The 26,918-nt window shown below is 74.4% G+C and carries 15 protein-coding genes and 1 pseudogene; 2 read left to right on the forward strand and 14 right to left on the reverse strand.

Features of this window, described 5'->3' with window-relative positions:
* Window positions 1-50 precede the first annotated feature (50 nt).
* The 9 genes and pseudogenes from Sru02f_RS13840 to Sru02f_RS13880 form a co-directional block, all read right to left on the reverse strand.
* Window positions 51-1,145, reverse strand: coding sequence for a lytic polysaccharide monooxygenase (locus Sru02f_RS13840; RefSeq protein WP_109030319.1), 1,095 nt, complete (start codon window positions 1,143-1,145; stop codon window positions 51-53).
* A gap of 167 nt (window positions 1,146-1,312) precedes the next feature.
* Window positions 1,313-2,464, reverse strand: coding sequence for a GH12 family glycosyl hydrolase domain-containing protein (locus Sru02f_RS13845; protein ID WP_109030320.1), 1,152 nt, complete (start codon window positions 2,462-2,464; stop codon window positions 1,313-1,315).
* A 218-nt stretch (window positions 2,465-2,682) separates the two neighbouring features.
* Complete coding sequence (locus tag Sru02f_RS13850) at window positions 2,683-3,708, reverse strand: LacI family DNA-binding transcriptional regulator (RefSeq protein WP_109030321.1); 1,026 nt, start codon at window positions 3,706-3,708, stop codon at window positions 2,683-2,685.
* A 76-nt stretch (window positions 3,709-3,784) separates the two neighbouring features.
* Entirely contained in the window at window positions 3,785-5,833 is a 2,049-nt protein-coding gene (locus tag Sru02f_RS13855) for a hypothetical protein (RefSeq protein WP_109030322.1), read from the reverse strand.
* Window positions 5,830-9,755, reverse strand: a pseudogene (locus Sru02f_RS13860) (vWA domain-containing protein). The gene Sru02f_RS13855 and the pseudogene Sru02f_RS13860 overlap by 4 nt, the downstream one beginning before the upstream one ends.
* Before the next feature lie 5 nt (window positions 9,756-9,760).
* The gene (locus Sru02f_RS13865) at window positions 9,761-10,930 is read right to left on the reverse strand and encodes an ATP-binding protein (protein WP_109030324.1); all 1,170 of its coding nucleotides are present in this window, start codon (window positions 10,928-10,930) and stop codon (window positions 9,761-9,763) included.
* Between the two features lie 52 nt (window positions 10,931-10,982).
* Window positions 10,983-16,178 (reverse strand): hypothetical protein, encoded by a 5,196-nt coding sequence (locus Sru02f_RS13870; protein WP_373103713.1) that lies wholly within the window; start codon window positions 16,176-16,178, stop codon window positions 10,983-10,985.
* 5 nt (window positions 16,179-16,183) lie between these two features.
* The gene (locus Sru02f_RS13875) at window positions 16,184-17,038 is read right to left on the reverse strand and encodes a DUF4132 domain-containing protein (protein ID WP_109030326.1); all 855 of its coding nucleotides are present in this window, start codon (window positions 17,036-17,038) and stop codon (window positions 16,184-16,186) included.
* A gap of 121 nt (window positions 17,039-17,159) precedes the next feature.
* On the reverse strand, window positions 17,160-18,266 hold the full coding sequence (locus tag Sru02f_RS13880; RefSeq protein WP_167469361.1) for a DNA polymerase III subunit beta family protein: 1,107 nt from the start codon (window positions 18,264-18,266) through the stop codon (window positions 17,160-17,162).
* Between the two features lie 118 nt (window positions 18,267-18,384).
* Here Sru02f_RS13880 and Sru02f_RS13885 point away from each other — a divergent pair, with 118 nt between their 5' ends.
* Together Sru02f_RS13885 and Sru02f_RS13890 are read left to right on the forward strand one after the other, a co-directional pair.
* On the forward strand, window positions 18,385-19,143 hold the full coding sequence (locus Sru02f_RS13885) for a YqjF family protein (protein WP_109030328.1): 759 nt from the start codon (window positions 18,385-18,387) through the stop codon (window positions 19,141-19,143).
* Window positions 19,144-19,177: 34 nt separating this feature from the next.
* A complete protein-coding gene (locus tag Sru02f_RS13890; protein ID WP_109030329.1) occupies window positions 19,178-19,609 on the forward strand; it encodes an SgcJ/EcaC family oxidoreductase in 432 nt (143 codons plus the stop codon).
* 387 nt (window positions 19,610-19,996) lie between these two features.
* Here the strand turns inward: Sru02f_RS13890 and exaC are convergent, their stop codons facing one another.
* From exaC to xylB, 5 genes are all read right to left on the reverse strand, one after another.
* Window positions 19,997-21,520, reverse strand: a complete 1,524-nt coding sequence (exaC, locus tag Sru02f_RS13895; protein ID WP_109030330.1) for an acetaldehyde dehydrogenase ExaC — start codon at window positions 21,518-21,520, stop codon at window positions 19,997-19,999.
* A gap of 139 nt (window positions 21,521-21,659) precedes the next feature.
* Window positions 21,660-22,919, reverse strand: coding sequence for a GAF domain-containing protein (locus Sru02f_RS13900; RefSeq protein ID WP_109030331.1), 1,260 nt, complete (start codon window positions 22,917-22,919; stop codon window positions 21,660-21,662).
* A gap of 143 nt (window positions 22,920-23,062) precedes the next feature.
* Window positions 23,063-23,668 (reverse strand): N-acetylmuramoyl-L-alanine amidase, encoded by a 606-nt coding sequence (locus tag Sru02f_RS13905; protein ID WP_109030332.1) that lies wholly within the window; start codon window positions 23,666-23,668, stop codon window positions 23,063-23,065.
* A 322-nt stretch (window positions 23,669-23,990) separates the two neighbouring features.
* The gene (locus Sru02f_RS13910; protein WP_109030333.1) at window positions 23,991-25,199 is read right to left on the reverse strand and encodes an ROK family transcriptional regulator; all 1,209 of its coding nucleotides are present in this window, start codon (window positions 25,197-25,199) and stop codon (window positions 23,991-23,993) included.
* Between the two features lie 210 nt (window positions 25,200-25,409).
* The gene (gene xylB, locus Sru02f_RS13915) at window positions 25,410-26,855 is read right to left on the reverse strand and encodes a xylulokinase (RefSeq protein WP_109030334.1); all 1,446 of its coding nucleotides are present in this window, start codon (window positions 26,853-26,855) and stop codon (window positions 25,410-25,412) included.
* Window positions 26,856-26,918 lie beyond the last annotated feature (63 nt).

Consider the following 26,918-nt stretch of genomic DNA (forward strand, 5'->3'; position numbering starts at 1 on the left):
CTTTCCTGGCGTGCCTCGGGGCGTGCGTCGGTGCGTGCGTCGGCTGTGCGTCAGGGTGCCACGCAGCCGATCGAGTCGACCGGGAAGTCATTGCCCGTCGACGTGGCGGTGAAGCCGAAGGTCACGCTCCCGTCCGGTGGTACGACGCGGTTGTGGTCCACGTTGCGGACCGTGACCGTACCGTCGGAGCCGCTGGTCAGCGAACCGTTCCACACCCCGCCGAGCGTGGTCCCGCCGCCCGGCCGCCACTGCACGGCCCAGCCGTTCAGCGGCTCGGTGCCGTGGTTCATCACCTCGACCGAACCCTGGAAGCCGCCGCTCCAGGAGTTCTCCACCGAGTACACGGCCATGCAGGAGCCGGTGTGCGTGGGCGGGGTGGTCGGGTCCGTCGGGGTCGGTGTCGGATCCGGGTCGGGGGTGCTGCCGGAACCGCGGATGCCGGTGACCTCTCCGTTGCCGCCGTCGAAGACCACGTCCGAGCAGGAGAAGAAGTTCTCCTGGCTGTCCGAACGCACCCACTGCATGAAGATCAGCGCGTTGCCCGAGCGGCCCGACGGCAGCGCGAGGTCCCAGTAGTAGTGGCCCCCGTCGGTGCCCGGCGAGCCCTGCTGGGGCGGGTCGGTCACCGTCTGGATCAGCTCCAGGTCGTCCCAGCCCAGCTCGGACGTGGGCGACCAGCCCGGCTTGGTCAGGTACACCCGGAAGTCACCGGGATGAGCTGCCCAGTTGCTGTATTCCACCGGGATCGTCGCACCCGACGTCAGGTGCGTGCGGGGCCAGTCCGAGCGGGCGGCGTTGTAGGCGGAGAAGTCGTACGGGGAACGGTCGCCGGCGCTGCACAGGGTGCCGTCGGGCACGTAACCGGCGCCGCGGCCGCCCGCGTTGGAGTCGAGCACGGCGAACCAGTTGTACAGGGCCGTCGCCCCGCTCTGGTCGAGGGCGGCCTGACAGGCGGGGTTCGTCGGGTCGAGGGCGCCGGTGCCGGTCTTGGCGTCCAGCTGGCACAGGTAGGTGCGGGAGCCGGGCATCATCGCCACGCCGTGCGCCTCGGCCCGCCCCTGCCCGAGCAGAAGGGTCACGCCGAGCGAGCCGAGCAGGGTGGCCAGCACCGCCGCGAGGGTGAGGAGTCTGGTGCGTCGAACCATAGGGGGTCTCCTGGTTGCGGTCCGTGAGTGGGCTGACAAGTGTCTGAACGAATGTCTGAACGAGCGCTTGGATGATCAGTTCATGACAAGATCGGGGACGGCCTGCCGTGGAACCCCCGCCCGTCCGGGGCGGGCGCTTCGACCGGACGGGCGGGGAGGCGGGGCCGTTACGCCGTGGTGCAGGCGGTGGCGTTCAGGCGGAAGCCGGTCGGCTCGGCGAACGCGCCGCCGTAGGTGCCCTGGAAGCCGAACGACAGGCTGCCGCCCGGTGCGATCCGGGAGTTGTGGCTCGCGCCGGTTGCCGTGACGGACCCAGAGGAGGGTGTCAGGGACGCGTTCCAGGCGTTGGTGATCCGCTGACCGGAGGGCAGGGTGAAGGCGAGTTGCCAGCCGTCGACGGGAGCCGTGCCCGTGTTGGTGACGGTGACGTCCGCGGTGAAGCCGTCCTGCCAGACGTTCGTGCCGTACGCCACCGCACACGCCGACGGGCCGCCCGGGCCGCCGGGGTCGGGGTCGGTGCCGCCGGGAGTGCCGGTCTCGATGGTGGAGGAGAAGGAGTTCACCGCCAGTCCGGCGCCGTTCTGCCACGGCTCGAACCCGGCCTGAACGCTCGTCAGGTACCAGTCGTTCTCGGCGAGTCCGCGCGCGACGGTCGCCCGGACGAAGTCCATGACGTCGAAGCTCCAGCCGGTGATGGCCGACGGTGCCACGAACGACAGCACGTCGTTCGAGCCGTTGCCGCCGCTCCACACCTCCCAGGTCCGACCGCCGACGGAGGCCGTGCCCACCGGTGAGCCGATGGGCTGGATCGGACCCACCCTGTTGAACCAGATCATGATCTCGGTCTGATTCACCCCGTCGGTACGGGCCGTCGGGTCCAGCCAGATGTCGTACGAGGCGTTGTAGACGGCGCTGTCGACGAAGCCGTACGAGATGCTGGACGGCGCCGCGGAGACGGTGTCGAGCCGGACGGGGAGGTCCGTGCCCGGTGAACAGGTCGTGTAGTGGCAGCCGTTGAAGACCGACGGGTACGACTTCGGCGCCCCGTTGGTCGGTGCCGAGCCGTCGGCCTGCGTGACCCGGAAGCCGGTGTCGGTGGCGGTGACGCACTGGGTGGCGGTGGAGCCCCAGCGGTTGTTCTGGACGACGTATCTGCCCTGGATCGTCGTCGTCCCGAACGGTTCGCAGATCGTGGTGTCCGCCTGGGCGGGCGCGGCGGCTGTCACCAGGGACGACACGAGGGCGAAGGCCGCGAAGGCCGCGCCCAGGGCCGCCAAGAGGCCGCGCGGGGCGCGGGCACGGGGCCGTAACGTTCGCATGGGGGCCTCTCCGGAAGGGTGGGGGAAAGAGGGGCCGGTGCGGGAGCGCTCCCAACTCCCCACTGATGGGAGCGCTCCCACTTACCGGTTGATGGGACTGTAGAAGCGGTTCATGTTCCTGACAAGACTGTGCGCGCCATAGTTGTCGAACGAATCTCGAAGCCGCAGGTGGGAGGGGTCCGCTCCGGGAGCGCTCCCGGCGGCCAGGTTCCGATCGCTCAGGCGGAGTCCCGGAGTACCAGCTCGGTACGGAGGATGACGTGCCGCCAGGCGACCGGGGCGTCCTCCATCTCCTCCAGCAGCAGCCGCACCATCGTGCGGCCGATCTCCTCCAGCGGCTGCCGGACGGTCGTCAGCGGCGGGTCCGTGGGCCGGGCCGGGTGGAAGTCGTCGAAGCCGATCACGGCGACGTCCTGCGGCACCCGCCGGCCCGCGGCCCGCAGTGCGTTGAGCGCCCCGGCGGCCAGCGTGTCCGAGGCGGCGAAGACCGCGTCCAGGTCCGGGTGCCGGGCCAGCAGGTCGGTCATCGCCCGGTGCCCGCTCTCCTCCGTGAAGTCGCTCCCCTCGACGACCAGCGACGGCCCCGCAGTCACGCCCGCCTGCTCCAGCGCCTCCCGGTAGCCGCGCAGTCGGCACTGGGCGACGTACATGTCGAGCGGTCCGCTGATGGCCCCGATCGTGCGCCGGCCGGCGTCCAGCAGATACGTCACCGCGCCGCGCGCACCACCCGCGTTGTCCGCGTCGACGTAGGTGACGCACTCCTCGCCGGAACGCCGCCCCAGCATGACGGTGGGCAGCCCCGCGTCGGCGAGCATGTCGGGCAGCGGATCCTTGGCGTGCACGGACATGAGCAGCACCCCGTCGACCCGGCCGCCGCGCGCGTACTCCACGAAACGCCGCCGCTCGGTGTCCGTGCGGACCAGGGTGAGCAGCAGCTGCAACGGGGTGTCGGTGAGGGCGTCGCCGACGGCGTGGACGATCTCCGTGAAGAACGGCTCCCCGAACAGCCGCCAGTCCGGCTCCGTCATCACCAGCGCGACGGCGTCCGCACGGTGGCCGGCCAGCGAACGGGCCGCGAGATTCGGCACGTACCCCAGCTCGGCGATGGCCCGCTGCACGGCGCGGCGCGTCGAGTCGCGCACACCGGCCGCGTTGTTGACGACCCTTGAGACGGTGCCTCGCCCCACGCCTGCGCGGGCGGCCACCTCCTCCAGCGTCGGCGTACCCGGACGCTGCCTGCCCATGTCCGCCCGCCTTCCCCCACGAGATCGTCCGATACTACGGTGACCCGCCGGGTCGCCCGCCTGCCGGGACGGCGGATCATGGAGAGGTGAGGCCGGGGAGCCTCGCGCCCCACGCGGCGGCACACAGAGCACGGTCCACCTCCTCCGTGTAGACGGCCGCGCCCAGCCACGCGCGGGCGAAGCGCCCGGTGTCGGCCGGAAGGAGCCGGCCGAAGGGGTCGCGCGTCCGTTCCGCGGCGGTGGCGTGCAACTCGGCGAGCAGCTCACCGGCGGTGCCGAGGCCGTACCGACGCAGACGCGCGGCCTCGGACCCCCGGCTCCCGGGGAAGGCCAGCACGCGGCGGCCACCGGACGCGGCCTGGTGGACCCGGCGCCGCAGCAGATGCACGGGGGCCTCGTCCGCGGCGGTCGCCGCCGGTGCGGACGGTGCGGACGGTGTGGTCGGGGTGTCGCCCGCGGGGCCCGACGCCGCTTCCGCGGGCAGGTCCGCGCGGCGGAGCCGGTCGAGACCGAGGTCGATCCGGCTGTCCGGATCGGTGGGATGGCTCGCCGCCAGCAGCAACGCGCGGGCCTGCGGGGCCGGTGTGAGCCGGGCGACCACGCGGAGCCGGGCACTGCGCGCGAACGCGAGCCGAGCGAGGAGGCGCAGGTTCTCGCGGTGGGGCAATGCGGGGTCGTCGTGGGCGGCGGCCAGTCGGACCGTCAGCCCGTCGCAGTCGGCCAGCAGACACTCGCCCGCGGCCTCGCGGACCGTGCCGACGAGCGTGACGTCGAGGAACAGCAGGTCCTGGCCGTCTCGGCCGTTCTCGCCGTCCCGCTCGGTCCGTCCGGTGGTGTGGGGAGTGCGGTGCGCGTTCGGTACGTCCAGGTCGCTCGCCAGTGCCCGGGCGACCTGCTCGGCCACCGGTACCGCCCACAGCCGGTCGAGCGGCTCGGCGTACCACGAGGCGCCGGGCGCGCGGACGGCCCGCACCCTCGTTCCCGCCCCCAGGCGGCCCGTCGGGGAGACCGTCGCCCCGGACACGGCGAGTCCCGCGCGCGAGAGTTCACGGGGCGTCAGGGAGGTGTCGCCGATGCGCACGGCACGGTCCGCCGAGCCCGTGGCCCGTTCGGCGCCGCCCGGGGCCACGTCCGGGACCGTGTAGAGCCGCCCCGCGGTATCGACGGTCCAGGTGACGGTGCCCGCGTAGCCGGTCGTCGTGAGGACCGGCTCGGCGAAGAGCCCGTACAGACGCAGCGACCCGTCCGGTGAGTACGGCTGCCGTACCCTGCCGCGCAGCCCGGCCAGCTCGGGCCCCGTGGCGTCCGGGAGGCGGTGCGCGAGGAGGAGGACGTCGCGCAGGGCCGCGCCGAGATCGCTCAGACGGTGTGCGGGGTCGGCGGCACGGGCCGCGCGCAGCGCCGTGACCACGGCGACGGCACGGCCGGAGGCGCGCGGGAGGCCGGCGAGTCGCGCGGTGTGCGCGGCCCGCAGCAGCTCCGCCTGGAGCACGGCCCCGGCACCTTCGATGCCTGCCTCCAGCACGGCGGCCGCCGCGGTGTGCAGCGCCGCCGAGGCGGCGCACTGGGCGGGGGTGGCCGATTCCGGGGCCGGGACGTCGCCGGGAGCGGCGCCGGGGGCCTGGGCGGCGGACGGGGCAGGGGCCGGGGTGAGGCCCGGGGCGGGCGCTGCGGCCGGTGCTGCGGTCGGTGGTGAGACCGGTGGTGAGGCCGCTGTTGAGGCCGGTGTTGAGGCCCCGGCCGGTCCCGGAGCGAACTCCTGCGGTGGCTCCGTGGGTGACGGCTCCCCGACCGCCGGTTCCGTGGGCGACGGCTCCCCGACCGCCGGTTCCGTGGGCTCGGCGACCGGGGCCGCCGATGCCGCGGCGGCCCGGTGAAGGCAGTCGGGCGCGAGCAGGCACCCGCAGCGGATCGCCCCGGCACTGGACACGATCCCGTCGGGAGCGTGCAGTTCGAGGTCGGTTTCGGCGTCGACCGCGATGCGCACGATGTCGCCGTCCCGGACCACCGGCCGCCCCGAGACCTTGGCGACCCCCGCGTCCAGTCGCTTGCGCAGCCGGGGCGTGAGCGCGGCGACGAGCTCGGCGGTCACCGAGGGGCTGACCGGCGGAAGGAGCGGGCTCATGCGATCTTCTCCCCTACCCAACGGGCGAGTTCGAGCGGACTGAGCGCGGCGACCGGCATGCCCGCCGCGACGAGCCGGCCGGCCACTCCGGTGGAGTAGCGCGGGCGGCCCGCGTCGTCGAGGCTGGCGCAGCCCAGCACATGGCAGCCAGCGCCGACGAGAGCGCGGACCTCGGCGAGCAGTCCGCCCAGCGGATAGCCCTCCTCGAAGTCGCTGACGACGACCACGAGGGTGCGGGACGGCACGGTGACGAGCTCCCGGGCGTGCCGCAGCCCCGCGGCGATGTGGGTGCCGCCGCCCACGCTGACCTCGAGCAGCAGGGACAGCGGATCGTCGACGTGGTCGGTGAGGTCCATGACCTCCGTGGAGAAGGCCAGGAAGTGCGTCGACAGGGTGGGCACACCCGCCAGCACCGACGCGGTCAGGGCGGCCCAGACCGTGGACGCCTCCATGGACCCCGACACGTCCGTCACCAGGACCAGCCGCCAGTCGGACGATCTCCTGGCCCGGGTGCGGAAGACGGGGTGCTCCGGAAGGACCCGGACCGTGCCGTCCGGACCGCGGTGTGCCGAGGCCAGGTTGGCCCGCAGGGTGCGGGGGAGGTCGAGGCCGCCGCCCGGCCTGCGGCTGGGGCGCGGAATCACGGTGCCGTGCAGCGCGGGGCGCAACCGGGTGGCCAACTCCCGGGTCAGCGCCTCGACCAGGTGCCGCACCAGCGGCCGGAGCGCGGCCAGCCGTGCCTCGGGCAGGCCTCCCGCATGCCGCAGCACGGTGCGCAGCAGATCGACCGAGGGCCGCACGCTGTCCGGGTCGAGTTCGGCCAGGACGTCCGGCCGGCCCGATGCGGCCGCGGCCGCCAGGACCTCCTCACGGATGCCCGGCCCGAACAACGCCGCGAGTTCCTCCGACCACTCACGCACACCCGGGTACGAAGGCTCCCGGCCGCCGCCCGAGCCGCCCCGGCCCGGACGGGTCAGGTCACCCCGGCTGCCCTCGCCGCGTCCGCTGCCGTACAGCTCGTCCAACGCGGTGGCCGGGGCGGCCGCCGCCGGGGACAGCCGGTCGGTACGGCGACCGAGCACGAGCCGCCAGCGGTCGGCGGGCGGGAGGCGGTGATCGGCGGCGCCGACGGACCCGGCGAGGGGCACGGCGCCGCCGGACGGGGCGGTCGACGGGGTGGGCGACGGGGTGCTGACGGCAGCCGTGGCGGTGCCGTGGGGCGGGTCGGCGTCGTCGGCCGGGGGCTGGAGCCGGTCCGGATTGGAGGCCGACCGCGCTTCCGTTCCAGGGCCAGGGCCAGGGCCAGGGCCAGACTCAGGACAAGGGGCAGGATCACGAGGGACCGGGGCCGGGCCCGGTCCCGGGATCGGTTCAGGGGTCGGGGGCAGCAGCCTCAACCCGTCGAGGGCGGCCCGCGCCATGAGGTCGGCGCGGGTAAACAGGGCGAGGGCCGTGGGGTCCACCCCGCCCGTGTCGGCCGGCCGGTCCACGCCGACGCGTTCCTCGACGACGGACAGCAGACGGTCGCGGGCGGCCGGGCTCAGGGTCTCGAAGCCGCCGCGCAAGGCCGGCAGCCGGTCCAGGAACTCCCGGTCGGCCAACTCCGACACCCGGTCGAGGAGCGGCTCGAGCGCCGGGGCCGCCGACTCCAGCAGCGGCCCCGCGGCCGTCAGCAGCCCGGTGAGCCTGGCCGTGAGCGCGGAGCGGGACGCGCGGTCGCGGGCCCCGTCGACCCAGGACGCGACACGTTCGCCCAGTACGTCGGGATCCTCGTGCCCGAGGAGCACTCGGACGGCTCCCGCGGCGCCGCGCATCAGGGGCGAACCCTCGCGGGCCAACCGGGTCAGCGCATCGGCCAGCCGGACACCGCCGAGCACGTCCGCGCGGTGGGCCAGTTCCAGCAGGGCGTGCGCGTCCGCCGGGTCCTCGGCACCGCTCAGCCCGTCCACCTGACGCACCGCGGCGGCGGTGAGCAGCTCGGCCACGGCGGCAGCCCGCAGCGCACGGTCCTCGTCGGCACCGAGCCCCGGGACGTGCCCCGCCCGCAACCGGTCCAACAGGCCGAGACCGGTGAGCAGTTCAGGCAGGGCGGCGGCAGCGGGCAGCACGTCGGCGCTCTCCGTGAGCCGCGCGTCCGCCAGGTCCGGCAGACCGCACTCGGCCGCCTGCCGGAGTCCTTCCAGGGTCTGCGCGGCGGTGGGACCGCCCTCGTCCCGCTCCGTCCGCCACCGCTCGCGCAGCACCCCCTCGGCGGCCTGCGCGGGCGTGACACCGTGCACGCCGACCGCGGACAGCATCGCCGCGGTGGCCGGCGTCCAGCGCACCTCCCACCGTGTCGTCAGCGTCTCGACGCCGCCCGCACCGACGGCGCCCCGCGCCTCGGCATAGGGCACGCCGCACACCGTCAGGCGGCGAAGCAACAGGTCGCGCGCGCGGTCCAACTCGGACCGCAGGGGGTCCAGCCGCAGATCCCGGGCGGTCGCCGACGCGGTGCCCCCCGGGGCGTCGCTGCCCCGTCCGGTGCCCCCGTTCCCGCCGACCCGCCGCCGTCCGACGCCGGGCCCGGCAGCCCCAGGGCCGTCAGCTCGGCCTCGACCGCCGGAGCGAGGCCGCTGCGCGGTGCGTCCGGGGCGGGGCGACCGCTGCGGGTGCCGACGAGTACCTGTTCCATCGCCCTGGCGACGGCCCGCCCCCTGCCGTACGGCTCGCCCTGCGCGAGTACGGTCTGGACCGCCTCGACCAGCTCTCCCCGGCCGGCCGCCGGCAGCCCGCGCAGCCGTGCCAGGTCCGAGGCCAACCGCACGATCTCGCGTGCGTCGGCCGGACCCGACGGATGCCCGAGGCCGCGCAGCGCCGCACACACGCGTACGGCCGCCTGCGTCAGTGCCTCCTCCAGCGCCCCCGGGTCACCGGCCGCCCGCAGCACCAGGTGCTGCCACTCGGGATCCCGGATGCCTGCGGGGTAACCGGACCGCTCGTCCAGCAGGGCGTACGTGTACGGAATGAGGGACGTGGTCCACCCGGGCCGGCCGGTCGGCCCGGCGGGGGCTCCGGAGCCGTCCTGCCCGGGTTCGGCCGCGTCGGCCGGGGAGACGAGTGCCGGCGCGTGGAAGGCGCCCACGACCAGCGCGGCCCGCGCACGGTCAGCGGTGGCGGCGGCCAGCCGGGAGCGCATCCACGCCTCGCGCCGCAGATCCAGCTCGGGTACGCCGCCGGACGCCACGGCCTCCTCGCGCAGGGCCCAGCCGGTCAGGAGCGCGGCGCGGCGCAACGCCTCCGGCCCGGACCCCGGAGCCGCGGCCTCGACGAGGCGGTCCCACAGATCCTCACCTGGACGACCGGTGAGCCGCGCCCGCAGTGCCTTGCTGAGCCCGGAACGGTCCGAGAGGTCCGGCCGCGGCTGCGATTCCGGCGCGACGGGTGCCGTGCGCGTGGTGGTGGGCGCGGTGGTGGGCATGGTGGGCGTGGCTGGGGCTCCCGAGCGCCTCCCCCCACGCCACGCCCGGTCGGCCAGCGGCAGGTCACAGGCGACGACCGGAACGCCCCGCCGGGCGGCCCAGCGCACGGCGGCCAACTCGGGGGAGAAGTCGGCGAACGGATAGAAGGCCGGTCCCGCCCCCTCCTCCCCGCCGGCCGCGGCCAGCGCGACCGGCGCCCGCGTCTCCTCGTGGCCCAGCCAGGGGAGCCACTCCTGCATCTCGGCGGGCAGCTCGACCAGCAGGACGTCCGGGGCGGCCCGGTCGAGCAGCGTCGGCACGGCCGCGGCCAGGGACGGCGCGTGATGCCGTACGCCGATCAGGAACGGCACCCCGGGACCGGTGAGCGCCGCGATCGCCTGGTCCGCGGACAGGGGCGAAGCGGGGGAGTGGCGGCCGGGCGAGGACGGGGGGCGGCCGTCGGGGGAGGACGGGGAGCGGGACACGGCGGTCAGCCCTCCAGGACCGTGCGCAGGTCCCACAGGGTGCGCCAGGTGGCGGAACCCTGCTCGGCGCGGCGCCGGACCGGCCCGTCCCAGTACCCGCGCAGCCGCGCCGCGTCCGCGGGATCGTCCTTGCGGACCACACCGAGGAGATGACCCGGCAGCAGGCCCAGCACGTCGCGGTCCCCGGGGAAGTACGCCGCGGCCAGCCCCAGCGCCCCCGCGACCGACACCGCCTCCGCGGTGCTCATGACCGTGGAGGGGCGCTCGACCTCCCAGCCCTCCGCCGACCGGCCCTCGCGCAGGTCGCGGAAGGCGACGACCAGGGCCTCCAGGACCGCCTCGTCGACCTTGAAGGGCGCGCCGGCCCGTTCGACCGAGGCCCGGGCCTGGCTGCGGACCAGGGCCGTCTCGGCGTCGAGGTCCGGAATGGGGCCGACCGTCTCGAAGTTGAAGCGCCGCTTCAGCGCGGCGGACATCTCGGAGACGCCCTTGTCGCGGAGGTTCGCGGTGGCGATGAGGTTGAAGCCGGGTGCGGCGTGCGCCAGGGCGTCGTCGGTGCCCGAGAGTTCGGGAACGGCGATGCGCCGCTCGGAGAGCAGGGAGACCAGGGCGTCCTGCACCTCCGGCAGACAGCGCGTCACCTCCTCGACGCGGGCGATGCCGCCGCGGGCCATCGCGGTCAGGACGGGGGAGGGCACGAGAGCCGTCCGGCTGGGGCCCTGGGCGAGCAGCAGGGCGTAGTTCCAGCCGTACTTCAGCTGGTCCTCGGTCGTACCCGCCGTGCCCTGCACCACTAGGCCACTGGTGCCGCACACGGCCGCCGACAGCAGTTCGGACAGCATGGACTTGGCGGTGCCGGGCTCTCCGACGAGCAGCAGTCCGCGCTCCCCGGCGAGGGTGACGACGCACCGCTCGACCAGCGACCGGTCACCCACGAACTTGCCCTCCACCGTCAGTCGGCGGGGCACACCCTCCGGCGTCTCGGCGCCCTCGGGCAGCCGCAGGGCACGGCCGTCGCTGCCCATGACGAAGGTGACCACGGCGCGGGGGGTGAGCCGCCAGGCGGGCGGGCGCGGACCGTCGTCGTAGGCGGCGAGGAAGGCCAGTTCGGCGGCGTACCGCTCCTCGGGCGGCACGATCTGGCGGGCGGTGTCGGGGGAGAGGGTGGTGGTCATCGACGGATCTTCCGGTCGGGTCGGGCGGCGGTCACTGGGGCGTCGAGCGGGGTCATCGGCGGCGGCCCCCGCGCGTGGCACGGGTGGTGAGCTCCTCGTAGGCGGGCGCGTCCCGGTCGCGCACCCGTGCCCAGGCGCGCGTGAACAGCTCGGGCACCGGGAGCAGCGGAACGGAACGGAACCCCTCGCCGACCGGGTACAGCCCCTCCTTCCACGTCTCCACCGGCAGGGCGGGCGACTTGAGGTCGCGCCAGCCGCAGGGCAGGAAGAGGGAGCGGCCGGCCCGCGGCCGTTTGGCCTCGACGACCAGGTCCGTGGCGGTCAGCTCGGCCCGGGCCTTCTTCGACCGCGCGGGCCTCCAGCCGGTCCAACGGGCGCAGTTGCGGTCGGTCGGATCGGGCAGGGCGAGCAACTGCAGGTAGAGCGCCGCCGCGTCCTCAGTCAGGCCCTGGGTCCGGGCCACCTCGGTGACGAGCGCGGGAACACTGATCGTGGGGTCCTGGGCGAATCCTTCGGCCCCCGCGGGGTCCAGCCCGGCATCGAGGCTGCGCGCCAGCTCGTCGCACAGGATCGTGCGCAGGGCTCGCACTCTGGTGCCGCGCGCGGTGCCCACGAGCCCTTCGAGCAGGCCGAACACGGCGTCGTCCGGGCCGGTGAGACCGGCCGGTCGCACCAGGACGGTCTCCCGGTCGCCGTGCCAGGGGCGCAGGACCAGGGCCTCCCCGATCCGCGTCGTGCCCTCCGCGTCGGCGCCGCCGGAGGCGGGCAGCCCGTAGGCCTTGCGGAGTTCGGCGGCGGTGGTGCCACCCTTCTCCGTCCACCCCACGTCCAGATCGAGCAGCAGTCCCGGATCGGCGAGACGGCGGCGCACGGCGGCCAGGCCCTCGGGCAGGGCCGCGCGCAACGGGTGGCCGTGAGGGAGGGCGTAGGCGAGCGAGGCGAGAGCGTCGACGGCGCCGGTCAGGGTGTAACGGTGCGGCACGGCGGCGGGATCCTCCGCGACCAGCCGGCCGTTCTCGTCCGGTCGTTGGACCGTGGTGCGGCTGAGCCAGGGGGTGCGCTCGGGATTGAGCACGGCCTCGGCGGATCCGACCGGCAGACCGTCGAGCGTGACGGCCAGCTCCTCGGGCAGGCGGACGAGGGAACCCAGACGCTCGGACCAGACCCGGCCCACGGCTTGCGTGTCCGGTCCCGCCGTCCACAACTCGGCCGGATCGTCGGGCAGCAGCGAGCCGATGAGCGCCGCCCGATCGTCGGCGAGGAGGGAGTTCAGCATGCGGTTGCCCGCGTCCAGTTGACGGGGCTTGAGCCCGGTCGTGGCGAGGGCGCCGGCTTCGAGGCGCTCCGGTTGCGCGGCAAGGAGCACGGTGGCCTGGAGCGGTCCGAGGCCATGGCCGGTGGCCGCGGCGAGGTCGGCCGGAGCCTCGGGCTGCCAGGGCGGGGCCCCCTTGTCGCGGGTCAGCCGGGCGACCGCGGGGAGCGCGCCGGCGGGGAGCGCCGGGGCGTGCCGGGTCTCCTTCTCCAGCGTGAAGTGCGCGACGGCGCCGAAGACGCCCGCCGGATCGTGTTCGAGCGCCAGCCAGTTGACGCGGTCCCGGGCGGTGTCGACGTTCTGGCAGCCTAGGACGACCACGGTGCGGCCCTCGCGTCGCAGTACCTGCCCGGCACGCTCCCGCTGCCGGTGCTTGTCGTGCGGCTCGCCCAGGACGATCTCCCGGAGGCCGTCCCCGGGTGCGGCGAGCGGTCCTTCGGCGAGCGCCTCGAACAGGAGGAGCAGCGCCTCCCGTTCCGCCGCCGGCAGCGTCGGTACGGTGGCCCGGTAGGCCAGCGGCCGCAGCGCGCCCAGCAGCTCCGGCCAGGTCATGCCCATGCGGGGGACGGTGTGCTCGTCGCTGTGCCACCCGTCGCCGAGCGAGGACCTACGGGTGCGCTCGGGCAGGCGCATGCCGTCGGCGGGCTTGCCCGAGAGCACGTGGTTCACGGCACGGATCTGCCGGAGCGCGGTCCACTGGCTCTCGCCGCCCCACGACCCCCACATGCGGGCCAGACCGTCGGCGGCCGCGCGCAGGGTGCGGTCGTCGCCGTGCTCGGGCCGGTAGTCCGCGAACATCCCCTCGGTCCGGTTCCGTTGCGGCTCCGGCTGCTCCACGGGCGGGGTGACGAAACGGGCGACCGCGTCGGCGATCTGGACCGTGGTGCGGACCAGAGCCGTCACACCGACGAGGAGCCGCTTGTCGGTGAGCGCAGGAAGCGCACGGGCCACGATCCGTCGTACCACCTCGTCGGCGGTCGGCACCACGGGCCTGTTCGCGGCGGTCGCCCCGCCGACAGTCCCGCCGGTCGCCCCGGTGGCCGCTCCGGAGTCCGCGCCGTGTTCACCGGCCGCCTCGTCCGCGGCCTTCGCCGCGTTCACCTGCGCCTGGCGCTCCGCCAGCGCCCGCACCGCCGTGCGCAGCAGGTCGGCCGCCTGCTCGTCGGTGAAAGCGCGCAGGGCGGCCGACGACCGCTCGTCGCGGGGCCGCAGCGCGTGCCAGAAGGAGACCGGCGGGACGAACGGGGTGCCGGCGGCGAATTCCCCGCCCCGCTCGTTCGGTGTCACCCGGCCGAGCACGCCCGCCTCGCTGCCGTCGTCCGGCGCGTACAGGGCGACCTGGCGTCGCGTGCGCGCCACGACGGGCGCTGCGCCTCCGGGCAGGCGCAGCGCACCGAGCGGGGTGACGCGATCGCCGCGCCCGGAGGTGCGCAGCGTGACGGTCCGGCCGTCGGGCGTTCCCGCCGTGGTCAGCGCCTCGCCCGCCGCCTCCTCGGCGCGCACCCAACGCCCGAGCACCGTGCCGTCGGTGCCGAACGGGCTCTCTTCAAGACCGGGTTGCAGCGGCAGCACCTCGCACTGGTCCTGCAGCAGTGTCGCGTCGTCGCCGATGCCGGAGCGGAGGAAGGCGGGCAGCGACGCGCGACCGTGCGTGCCGGTCGCCGGGTCGTACTCCAGCCACACGTGTTGCCGGCCCTGCCTGCCCTGCCGCCAGTACGACGTGCCGTCGCCGATGACGGGCCTGCTCGCGGGCAGTACGGCGTCGCCCGCGTGCAGGGTGCGCGCTCCGGTGGCCCGGCCGCCGTCGGGCAGCGGGATGGACGGGGCGGCCTCGTCGTTGCGCCACCAGTGGGAGATCTGCTCACCCGTGAGCGTGAGGACCTCGGACGGCCGGGTGGACCAGTAGCCGCGCTGCTTGCCGTCCTGCCACCACACCACGAGCAACTCCCCGTCGGCGTAGCGGAACTGCGGGCGCTGCCAGCGGTCCAGGTCGGCCGGGAGCCGCAGGTCGTGGTCGAGCAGAATCCCGTCCGGGCCGACGACGACCGCCTTGTGCCCGCGACTGAGGATCAGGCAGGGCCAGGCCTCGTTCACGATCAGCGCGGTGTCGCGGTCCCCGCGGGTCCCGGCCCCGTTGCCGTTGCCGTTGCCGTTGCGGGCCCGGGTCTCGGCGTCGAGCAGCCGCAGGGCCTCGTCCAGGGCGGGCCAGCCCAGCTCGTCCAGGAGGCCGGTCCGCAGGGTGCGCCCGAGTAGCGGAGCCGCCTCGTACCCGGCGGCACGGGCGACGGCCTCGGGATTGACCCGGGGGGCCACCGACCGGTAGGGGCTCAGCCGGTTCAGCGCCTCGCGGGCTCCGGGCAGGCCCACCGCGCCGCCGAGTTCACCGACGGCGCCGTCCAGCCACTCGCGCAGTACCCCGCTCAGCACGCGATGGTCGGCGAGATGGTCCAGTACCCGGCTCGACTGCCGCTCGTGCCCCGCGGTACCGACCGCCCGCAGCAGCAGGGGGCGCAGCCGCGGGTCCGCGGCGACGGCCGCCAGCTCACGCCGCTCCGGCCGGGTGTCGCGCACCCAGCGGTCCAGCCCGAGGTGGACCTCGGCGCCGGGGCCGGGCAGGGCGAGGGGGACGTCCTCCGCCGCGCACAGGTCGAGCAGGGCGATATCGACGCCCATGTGCCGACGGCCGGTGAACAGGTCGACGGCGCGGCCGTCGGCCCGCAACCGCGGCGCCATCCGTGCGACGAGGTCCAGCGTGGCCGGGGAGCTGTCGCACACCGTGGCGCCGCGCTTGCGATGGGCGGCCCAACGGCTCAGCCAGTCCGCCGCGTCGACACCGCCCGCGGCCTCGGCGGCCGAGCCGCTTCCGGCCGCCGTCCCGCCGTCCTCGCCGGTCAGCAGCCGGTCGGCACCGCACTCGGCCAGCAGCTCCAGCCAGAACTCGTCGCTCTTGGTGCCGTGGTCCAGCCCGGCCGGCATGATCTCCAGCATCCGCTCCCGGACCGCGGGCCGCCGCTCGGCGAGGACGGCGAGCGTCGCCCGGTAGGCGGTCCAGAAGGAGGCGGGCGCCCGCACGGCGGCGGGCGAGGCGACCAGGTCGGCGACGAGGTCGCACTCCGCCTCCACGCGGGGCAGCCCGGCCGCCTTGATCAGCACACGCGCGTCCTGCGGCAGCGACGCGTACGGCGGCATACCGGCCGCGCAGCGTTCCACGGCCAGCTGACGGAACTGGGCCCAGGCCTCGGCGGCGTCCAGCCGGGCGGCCAAATCCTTCACATGCTGCTTCAGCGCCTTGACCGTCAGCGCCCCGGCGAAGGCGAACTCCAGAAACACGGCGCGCTGCCGCTGCTCGTCGACGGCGAGCGCGTGCACCCGCTCCGCCTCCCGGGCCTTGCCGAAGAAGGCGGCGGCGTAGGTGGTGTTGTCGAACTGGAGGAAGATCCGTGCGGCCTGCTCGAAGAAGGTCGGCAGGAAGTGCGGCACGGCCCGGCCGAGCCGGTCGCCGAGCTTCTCGAAGCCCTCCTTGGCGGTGCCCGGCCGGGACTTGGCCTGACGGGCGAGCCGCTCGACGTCCTTGACCAGGGCCAGCGCGTGGTGCCCGTTGGCCGGGTCGTTGACCAGGGCCCAGGCGGGGAATCCGAGGGTCTCCCGCCTGACCTGCCCGACCTCGGGAGTCTCCGCGTCCCGCACGAGGCCGAGGAAGTCCAGAGCGAGGTCCTCGGCCTCCCCCAGGGTGCCCGGCACCAGCCGGACGACGCTGCGCTCGCCGAGCGCGGCATGCGTGTACGTACGGACCGTGAGGGTGTCGGCGTCCTCCCGGCCGCTGCTGCCGGGCGGCAGGAGCGCGCCGGCCTCGAGCAGTGCCGAGGCGGTGGCGCCGTCGGGGCCGGTGACCTCGCGCGCGCCGGTGGCGCCCTGGAGCGCGGTGGTGGTGTCCATGGCGTTCACGCGGCCCGCTCCTCGTCCTCGATGTCGCGACCGGCGTACAGTGCGGCCGCCATGCGCATCCCTTCCGACCAGGCGACCGGCCCGACCCGGCCCAGCTTGAGCACCCGTCCGGCGGCGTCCGTCCACATGAGGGGGCCGGTCTCCGTCTCCTCGTAGCCGTCGTAGTCGCCGACCCAGACGCGAGCCTCCACGGCCCGGCCGTCCTCCCAGGCGGAGCAGACCGCGTATCCGCCCCGCACCCGGTGGCCGAGCTGGGTGACCCGGCCGTGCAGGAAGCGCAGCTCCTTGAAGGCGCCGCCCGCGTACTCCTCCACCGAGGCGGCCTCGGCGTCGAGTCCCGCGGGGCGGTGCCACACCTCGCGGAAGAGCTGCTGAGCGCGCTGTTCGACGCCGAGCTCGACGGCGAACTCCCGCAGCTCCTCCAGGTCCTCGAGGAGCACCGGATGCGGGAGACGGACGAGGTCGGGGGAGACCCGGACCGTGTCACCGTCGAGGTCGACGAGGCCGAGGCCGCGCTCGGGGTCGGCGTCGCGCAGGAATCCCGCGACCTCGCCGTCGGCACCGGTGACCACGAGGTCGCGCAGGGCGGACCGCCAGGCCGGGTCGGGCCACACCCGGGTGAGCACGGCGAGGGGAACGGGCAGCGACCGCACCATCCACCGCTCGACGTCGCTCAGGCACTGGCGTTCGTGCCGCTCCAGCCACTCGACGAGCTGCCGCAGCCCGACCACCGCGGGATCGTCCGCGAGCTTGGCCGGCACCGATTTCAGCCGCCGTCCGGTGGCGTTGCGGCACACCACCTTCCCCTCGTCCAGGGCGACCTCGTAGTCCCCGGCCGTCACCCACCCCATGAGTGCCTCCCCGCACCGCAGTGATCAAGTGCTGACGACTGTAGGCGAGCCCACTGACAACGCCGTCGGCGCGGGGGACGCGGGACGGGGGAGGGCCACGGGGCGGGCGACCGGAGAGCCGTCAGTCGTCCAGGCGCACCGGCATCAGCACCGAGAACGCCCCCTCGTCGTCCACCCGGCGGATCGCCAGCGGCGCGGTGGCGGCGGGCCCGAACTCCAGGACGAGCCGGTCCCGGTCCGCGGCGGCGAGCGCGTCCAGCAGGTATCCGCGGTCGACACCGACGCGGTGCGCGGCCCCGTCCGTCTCCTTGTCCGGGGCGCCGTCGCCGCAGACGACCACCGTGTCGTCGTCCACCGTCGAGAGCACGCTGACGTCGCGGGCCTGCCGACCCGGCTCGAGGTCCTCGGCCACGCGGACGGGGCCGGACTCCAACGCCTCCCGGAACTCGGGCACATCGACGACGACGCGCCGCCCGGGCGGCAGCTGGACGAGACGGCGGTAGTCGGGGAAGTCGTGGGGCAGGCGCCGCCCCGACGCCTGGCGCTCCGCTGCCTCCAGCGTCACGCGGTCACCCTCCACCGCGAAACGGGCGGGCCCGTCGTCGCCCAGCAGCGCGCGCATCGCGTCGACGAGCGGCGCTGGCACGATGACCTGCTCGCGCGCTCCCCCGTGTCCGACGGCGGTCAGCCGCGCGACGGCCATCCGGTAGCGGTCGGTGGCCACGACGTGGAGCGCGTCGCCCTCGACGTCGAACAGGACGCCGCCGAGCATCGGCAGCTCGGGGTCCCGGCCCGCGGCGAAGCGGACCGCGTCGAGCGCGTCCGCAAGCGCGGGCGCGGGAAGGGACAGTCGGACGGTGCCGGTACGCGGCGAGGCGGTCATGGGATTCTCCCTGTGATCGAGTAGCGCTTCGAGCGTGGAGAACTCGCTGCGGGCCTCGGCCAGCCCCCGTTCCAGACGGCGCAGATGCGCCTGGAGCAGCCCCCGCACCAGGTCGGCGTCCGCCCCGGACCAGCCGGCCAGGACCAGCCGGATGTCGGCCAGCGGCAGGCCGGTCCGCCGCAGCCGGGCCAGCACCCTGGCCTCGTCGAGCTGGCCGGGGGCGTACCAGCGGTAGCCACTCGCCGGATCGACCCGGGCGGGGACCAGTACACCGGCACGGTCGTAGAACCGCAGGGCGCTCACGCCCAGTCCGCTCTCGCGGGCCATCTCCCCAATGCTGCGCATCTCGTTCTCCACGTCGGGGACTCTGCTCCCTGAACCAGGTCGAGGGTCAATCATGAGGGGATTCCCCGCAGGAGCGGCCGGTGTCCCCGTACGGCCGTCCGTCTGCCATCCTTGCGCCGTGCAGCAGCCCAGCGCCGTCACCCCGGACGCCCCCGCGGCGATACGGTCGCCGCTCCTCACCCAGGAGTGGCTCGACCTCGCCTTCATCCACTGGGCCGTCGAGCCCGCCGCCGTGGCGGGACTCCTGCCGCGCGGCACCGTCCCCGACACGCACGACGGACTCACCTACGTCGGGCTCGTCGCGTTCCGCATGCACCGGGTCGGATGGTTCCGGCTGCCCGGGGTCCCGTACCTGGGCTCGTTCCCGGAGACGAACGTGCGCCTGTACAGCGTGGACGCGCACGGGCGGCGCGGCGTGGTGTTCCGGTCGATGGACGCCTCGCGGCTGATCCCGGTGGTGATGGGGCGCGTCGGCTTCCGCCTGCCCTACCTGTGGTCCCGCATGACCGTCCGCTCCGCGGGCGACACCGTGACCTACACCAGCTCCCGCCGCTGGCCGGGTCCGCGCGGCGCCCACAGCCGCATCACCCTGCGGACCGGCGAACGCATCCACGAGCCCACGCCCCTGGAGCACTTCCTCACCGCCCGCTGGGGCATGCACAACGTGTTCTTCGGCGGAGCGGCCTACCTGCCCAACCACCACCCCCGCTGGCCCCTGCACCGGGCCCGGCTCCTCTCCTGCGACGAGGACCTGGTCGCGAGTGCCGGGATACCGACGACGGGAGAGGGCCCGGTCAGCGTCCTCTACTCGCCCGGGGTCCCGGTCCGTCTCGGTCGTCCCGCCCTGCCGGTCTCCGCCGTCCGTGCCGCCCCTTGACCTCAAGCGTGGTCGAGGTACGACGGTGATCCGCATGAACACACAGGGCTCACCCATGGAAGCCGGCACCCGGCACATCGACGGCATCGACGACATCAAGGCCATCGAGCGCGTCGTGGCCACCGTCGAACGCACCCAGCGGGACAAGGACGCCGAAGGGTTCCTCACCCTCTTCCGGCCCGACGCGCTCTGGACGACCGGACACGGCAAGGTGCTCCTGGGCCTCGACGCGATCGCCGAGTTCACCCGCGCGGTGCTGCCCCAGGCCGCGTGGGACGGCGACGTCACCTACGAGGTGATCCACACGCAGTTCCTGCGCCCCGACGTGGCGGCGGTCAAGGTCCGGCAGGTCTACCACTCGGCCGAGGGGGAGACGGAAGGCGCCCCGCTGTACGTCATGACCAAGCAGGAGGACGGACGCTGGCTGTTGCACGCCTGCCAGAACACCGAAGTCCGCAGCGGGTGAGGCGGGCAGCGCGGGGACGCGGCCGGCGAGGTCGTGCGGCACCGCCCGGCATTCCCCGAGACCGGGCGATCTCGTCCTCGGCGGCTTCGACGATGGCCAGTACGGTTGCCGCCGGCGTCGAGCAGCGCCCGATGGAAGGCGCTGTCGGCCTGCTTCCAGCGCGGCACCTCGCGGTCCAGGTGGTTTCAGTGCTCCGGGGACAGCACACGTGCGCCGGTGCGCGGGCGCACGTGGAGCATCCAGAGGCGCGGTGATCAACCGGGCGGTGTGACAGGCCCGTCGTTCCCGGTTGGAGCGGGTGCCGGCGGCGGACTGAGGCAGTGGCTGAGCCCTTCGAGGGCCTGGAGGAGTGAGGGGTAACGCCCCCTCCAGGCCCGACTCGGGGCTCTAGAAGAACCCGAGTTTCTTAGGACTGTAAGAACAAAGAATGTTCTTGGTCTGCTGGTAGTGCTCCAGCATCATCTTGTGGTTCTCCCGGCCGATGCCCGACTGCTTGTAGCCGCCGAAGGCGGCGTGCGCCGGGTAGGCGTGGTAGCAGTTCGTCCACACGCGTCCCGCCTGGATCGCGCGGCCCGCGCGGTAGGCGGTGTTCATGTCGCGGGTCCACACCCCGGCACCGAGGCCGTACAAGGTGTCGTTGGCGGTCTTGACGGCGTCGTCGAAGTCGTCGAAGGACGTCACCGACACCACCGGGCCGAAGATCTCCTCCTGGAAGATCCGCATGCGGTTGTGGCCCTCGAAGATCGTCGGCTGGACGTAGTAGCCGCCCTTCAACTCGCCCTCGTGCTCGATCCGCTCACCACCGGTGAGTACCTTCGCGCCCTCCTGGCGGCCGATGTCCAGGTAGGAGAGGATCTTCTCCAACTGGTCGTTGGAGGCCTGGGCGCCGATCATCGTGTCGGTGTCCAGGGGGTGACCGGGCTTGATCAACTCGGTGCGGGCGACGGCCGCCTCCATGAACTCGGCGTAGACGCCCCGCTGGACGAGCGCGCGGGACGGGCAGGTGCAGACCTCCCCCTGGTTGAGCGCGAACATGGTGAAGCCCTCGAGCGCCTTGTCGCGGAAGTCGTCGTCCCGCGCCCAGACGTCCTCGAAGAAGATGTTCGGCGACTTGCCGCCCAGCTCCAGCGTGACCGGTTTGATGTTCTCCGAGGCGTACTGCATGATCAGCCGCCCGGTGGTGGTCTCGCCGGTGAACGCCACCTTCGCCACCCGGGGGCTCGACGCGAGTGGTTTGCCCGCCTCCACACCGAAGCCGTTGACGACGTTCAGGACCCCGGGCGGCAGCAGGTCCGCCACCAGGCTCAGCCAGTAGTGGATCGAGGCCGGGGTCTGCTCCGCGGGCTTCAGGACCACGGCGTTGCCGGCGGCGAGGGCGGGCGCGAGCTTCCAGGTCGCCATCAGGATCGGGAAGTTCCACGGGATGATCTGGGCGACGACCCCCAGCGGCTCGTGGAAGTGGTACGCCACGGTGTCGTCGTCGATCTCGCCGAGTGAGCCCTCCTGGGCGCGCACCGCGCCCGCGAAGTAGCGGAAGTGGTCGATGGCGAGGGGGATGTCGGCCGCCAGCGTCTCGCGCACCGGCTTGCCGTTCTCCCAGCTCTCCGCGACCGCCAGGCGCTCCAGGTTCGCCTCCATGCGGTCGGCGATCTTCAGGAGGATGTCGGAACGCTCGGTCACCGAGGTACGGCCCCAGCCCGGAGCGGCCTCGTGCGCGGCGTCGAGCGCCCGCTCCACGTCGTCAGCCGTGCCGCGCGCGATCTCGGTGAACGGCAGGCCGTTCACCGGGGACGGGTTCTCGAAGTACTGCCCGCGCGCCGGTGGCACGTACTCGCCGCCGATGAAGTGGTCGTAGCGCGACTGATAGGAGACGATCGCGCCCTCGGTGCCGGGCGCCGCGTAACGGGTCATCCTGTCTGCCTCCCTCATCGAGCGCTGTCCGCCGTTGGACAGCTCTGCGCGCGAGGCTAGGAAGCGGGACGTTGCAGACACGTTGCGCGCGTCGCGGGCGGCGCCCGGTCTCCCGGCCCGCCGCTCGGCGGAGGGTGCTTCACCACGGGTTGGGCGCGGCCAGCTCTGACTCCAGCGCCGCGAGCCGGGAGCTCGTGGCCGCCGTGGGCCGCACCGCGGCGAGCGCACGCCACACGTCGAGATCGTCCTCCCCCCAGGGCGCGTGAGCCCAGTCGGCCAGCAGGTCGGGGTCACCGCAGGCGATCAGCGCCGCGCGCAGACCGTCGGCGAGCCGGCGCCTGAGCCGTCCGACCGCCGGAGCCTGGGAACCGGGCAGCAGCGGACCCGCGTACGCCGACGCGGCCGCCGTGATCGCACCGGCCCGCAGCCGGCGTTCGACGACGGAGGCGTCGGACTCGACGGGCATCGTGAGCCGGTACGGCCGGGAAGCCAGTCGGCCGGGTCCCAGGATGCCGCGCAGCCGGGCCAGCTCGGCCCGCAGCGTCACCGGCGGTACCGTCTCGTCCTCGTACAGGGCGCACAGCAACTCGTCGCCCGTCAGACCCTCCGGATGGTGGGCCAGCAGCACGACGATCTCGCTGTGCCGCCGGCTCAGCCGGACCCTGCGACCGTCCGCGCTCAGCAGGGCCTCGTCGCGGCCCAGCGCGGTCAGCTCGGCCGCCTCCGGCGCGGACCGCTCCGGAGTGAGCAGCGCCAGCTGGGACTCCGCGGCACGCGCCACCGCCTGCACGAAACCCAGACTGTGCGGGTGCGCCAGACCGTCCCCGCCGGTGATGTCCACGGCGCCGAGCACCCGACCGGTGCGGGGATCGTGCACCGGAGCGGCGGCGCAGGTCCACGGCTGTACCCGGCGTATGAAGTGCTCGGCCGCGAACACCTGCACCGGACGGCCGACGGCCACCGCCGTGCCCGGCGCGTTCGTCCCGACGGCCGACTCCGACCAGCGGGCCCCTGGCACGAAGTTCATCCGGCCCGCCCGGCGCCGAGTGGCGGGGTGTCCCTCGACCCACAGCAGTCTGCCGTGCGCGTCGCACACCGCGAGCAGGTGCTCGCCGTCGGCGGCGAACGTGCCCAGCAACTCACGGACCAGCGGCATCACCCGCGACAGGGGGTGTTCTGCCCGGTAGGCCCCGAGGTCTCCGTCCATCAGCTCCACGCTCGCGGTACCGTCCGGGCCGACCCCCGCCCGGACCGACCGCCGCCACGAATCCGCGACCACGGCCCGCACGGGCCGCGGCACCGTCCCCGCTTCGGTGAAGGTCTCGTGGGCGCGGCGCAGTGCCCGCGCGCGCTCGACGGGGTCGGCCCCCGGTTCCAGAGCCAGCCATGCGTCAGTCAACTCGGCCTCCCCGGACGGTGTTGCGGTGTGGGACATCGTGACCCCGCGGATACGCGCCGACAACCACTTCGACCAGCCGGACACCCGAATGTGGCGTTCCGAGTGCACCGGCGAGGAGGCCGGACGAGGGCCGGGCGTGGGGGTCAGGCGAAGTTGACCAGTCTGATGTAGCGGGTCCAGTCCCAGAACGGCCCCGGGTCGGTGTGGTCGCTGCCTGGAACCTCGTGGTGCGCGATGATGTGCGTGCGGTCCTTCGGGATGCCGTAGGCGGTGCAGATCGCCGCGGTGAGCGCGGCCGACTGCTCGTACATGGCGTTGGTGAAGTATTCGGGCCGGTCGACCCATCCCTCGTGTTCGATCCCGATGCTGCGGGTGTTGTAGTCCCAGTTGCCCGCGTGCCAGGCGATGTCCGTCTCGCGGACACACTGCGCGACGTGCCCGTCGGAGGACCGGACGACGTAGTGCGCGGACACCTGCTTCTCGGGGTCGCGGAAGATGGACAGCGTGTCCGCGTACGTCTCCTGCGTGACGTGGACGACCACGAAGTCGACGGGGTAGGCCGTGGGCCGGCTCGACCGGCTGTAGTTCGACGTGCTCGCCGGCAGCCACTCGGCGGAGGGGTAGTCGACGGCACGGACCTGCGCGGCGGCCCGTGTACCGGAGAGCAGGGTGTAGGGGACGGTGGCCAGCGCGGCGCCCTTCAGGAGCCGCCGCCTGGTCGGAACGGGTGCTGTCCTCTCCCTTTCCATGGGATTGCCCTTTCGTCGGTGGGCCCTGGGCCCGGTGGGGGGTGAGTGCTCAGCCGTTCGGTATGACGGGGCGACATGACGGAGCGACATGTCAGAGCGCACGACAGAGCGAAATGACTGCGGAGCGGAATGCCGACGCGGACGTCCGACCGCCCCGTGGGCGAGGTGCGTCCGCGTGAATCACCGTACGGGGAGCGGGGGTTGCGCAGTAGAGCGCCGCGCCGTTCCGTGGACAGCCACCGCCTTGTGGACACCGCGCTCACTCGATCGAGTGAACGCGAGCGATGGTGCGGATTGTCGGTGACCTCCCGACGGGCGAGTGTCAGGCCCGTTCCGCCACCGCGCCCGGGTCGTCCAGGACCGCCCGGACCACGGAGTGTGCGGCGCCGAGCAGCGGCCCCTGCGGACCCAGCTCCGACACCGCGACCGGGCAGGCGGGGCCCGCCGTGCGCCGGGCCAGTTCGTCCCGCAGCGACGGCAGCAGCCAGGGCGCGAGTCCGGCGAGGGCGCCGCCCAGCACCACGCCCTCGGGGTCCAGCAGGTTCACCGCACCGGTCAGGGCGATGCCGAGCGCCGTGCCCGCCTCGCGCAGGGCACGCCGTACGTCCTCGTCACCCTCCGCGGCCCGGTCGGCGAGCAGGCCGACACGGTCTTCCCCCGGCTCCACGCCCGCCGCGCGCAGGACCGCCTTCTCACCGGCGTACTGTTCCAGGCACCCGCGCCCACCGCAGGCGCACCCGGGCCCGTCGGGATGGACGGGCACATGCCCCAGCTCACCGGCGAACCCGCGGGTACCGCGCAGTAGCCGACCGTCGAACACCACGGCCGCGCCGATGCCGATCTCGGCCGAGACGTGCAGGAAGTCCCGGGGAGTGCCGTCGCCGAGCCAGAGTTCGGCGAGCGCGCCGAAATTGGCCTCGTTGTCCACGGTCGGCGGCAGATCCGCCGGCAGCAGGGCGCCGAGGTCCGCGTCGTGCCAGTCCAGGTTCGGTGCGCGGACGACGGTCCGGCCGTCCCGGGCCACCAGACCGGGCACGGCCACCGCGAGGCCGGCCGGCCACAGTCCCTCGGTCTCCGCCTGGGAGACCACCTGACGCACCAGGCCGGTGAGCTGCTCCAGTACCGGCTCCGGCGAACGGCCCCGGTTGCTGCCGTACCGCACCGCACGCGCGCGTACGCGGCCGCGGAGGTCCACGGCACAGACCGCGAGATGGTCGACGCCGACCTCCGCCCCGATGCCGGCCGGGCCCTGTCCGCTGACGGCGAGTGCGGAGCCGGGACGGCCCACGCGGCCGGGGCGCTCGGGACCCAGCTCCTCCAGCAGGCCCGAGCGGATGAGTTCGTCCACGAGGGTCGACACCGCGGCCCGCGTCAGCCCGATCCGCGAGGCCACGGCGGCCCGGGACAGCGGGCCCTCGGCGCTGACGGTGTGCATCACCCGCGACAGGTTGCGGCGGCGCATCCCCTGCTGGGTGTCCGGCAGCGCGCGCCCGGGGCGGGCCGGCTGGGCTTCGTGCGGCGGTGCGGTCATGCCTCCGTCAGTCCTTGGTCTGTCGTCGCTCGGTCCGGTCCCGGCCGACCACCACGGGCGCGGTCGGGCCGCGTGCGGGCCGTCCGAAGCCGGAGGCGACGGGAGATGCCTGAGACGCCCCTCGTCATGTCCCGGTCTGCTGTGCGACCCGTCCGCGGCGGCTCCGCGGGGAGCGGACTGTCCGCCGGTGGCCCGCGTGCGGGCGCGTCCTCAGCGGGAGGCCGTGTCCCGTTCCAGCAGCGGTGCCGCGTCGGAGAGTACCCCGGTGATCCGGTTCAGCGTCGCCTCGTCCCGTTCCACGGCGTCGAGCACCGGCCCGGCGGCCGTGTTCCAGCGTCGGGCGACCGCTGCCGCGTCCTCGCCGGTCAGCAGACCGGCCGCCTGCGCCGCGGCACCGAGCGCGACCAGCTCCCTGGCGTCCGGGATCTGGACCGGGCGCCCGGACAACCGCCGTACGGTCTGCTGCCAGGCCGTCCCCCGGGCACCGCCGCCGATCAGCAGCAGGGGCGCGGACGGGTCCGCGTCGGCGTCGAGGACGAGGTCGAGCGCGCCGAGCAGCGAGTGGACGGCGCCGTCGTACGCGGCCTGGAGCAGCTGTCCGGCGGTCGTGTCGTGGCGCAGCCCGTGCAGGAGGCCGGAGGAGTGCGGGAGGTTCGGTGTGCGCTCGCCGTCGAGGAAGGGCAGCAGGGTGACGTCGGTGCCCGGCTCGACGGCTTCCCGGTCCAGGCCCAGCAGGGACGCGACGCGGTCCACGGCGAGCGTGCAGTTGAGGGTGCAGGCCAGCGGCAGCCAGTCGCCGCGCGCGTCGGCGAAGCCCGCCACGGTTCCCGTCGGGTCGGCGGGCCGGCGCTGCGACACGGCGTACGCGGTGCCCGAGGTGCCGAGGCTCATCACCGGGACGCCGGGGCGCAGTCCGAGACCCAGCGCGGCGGCCGCGTTGTCGCCGGTGCCGGCGGCGACCAGGGTCCCCTTGGAGAACGGCAGGCCGTGGCCGTCGCGCACGGTGCCGGCCACCTCGCCGGGCCGGACGACCCGGGGCAGCAGCGCCGGATCGAGCGCTACGCGCGCGAGGATCTCCTCGTCGTAGGCCTCCGTGCCCGCCGCCCACCAACCGGTGCCGGACACGTCGCCGCGGTCGGTGGTCCCCTCGCCGGTGAGGCGCTCGGTGAGGTAGTCGTGGGGGAGCCGTACGGCCTTCACCGCGCGGGCCGCCTCCGGCTCGTGCTCGGCCAGCCAGGCCCACTTGGTGACCGTGAAGGAGGCGCTGGGCACGCTCCCCGTGCGCTCCGCCCAGGCCTTCGCCCCGCCCAGCTCGTCGATCAGCCGGCGGGCCTGCGGAGCTGAGCGCACGTCGTTCCAGAGCAGGGCGGGGCGCACCGGCTCGCCCTGGGCGTCCAGCGTGACCAGACCGTGCTGCTGCCCGCCGACGGACACGGCCGCGGCCTCGCGGGCGGCCTCGCCGCACTGGCTCAGGGCCTCGCCCAGCGCATCCCACCACTGGCGGGGATCGCTCTCGCGGCCGGCCCCTGAGGACACGGTGTGGGGCGCCTGGCCGCTCGCGACGACCCGGCCGGTGGCCGCGTCGACGACCAGCGCCTTGGTGGACTGGGTGGACGTGTCCACGCCGACGACGAGCGGACCCTCGGCTGCTGACATCGGGCTTCTCCCTCTTCCGCGGGTCCCGCGACCCGGCCTTCACTCCTTCGGGGACACCTTGTC

Origin of the sequence: Streptomyces rubrogriseus, from assembly GCF_027947575.1 — a bacterium.
Taxonomy (GTDB): Bacteria; Actinomycetota; Actinomycetes; order Streptomycetales; family Streptomycetaceae; genus Streptomyces; species Streptomyces rubrogriseus.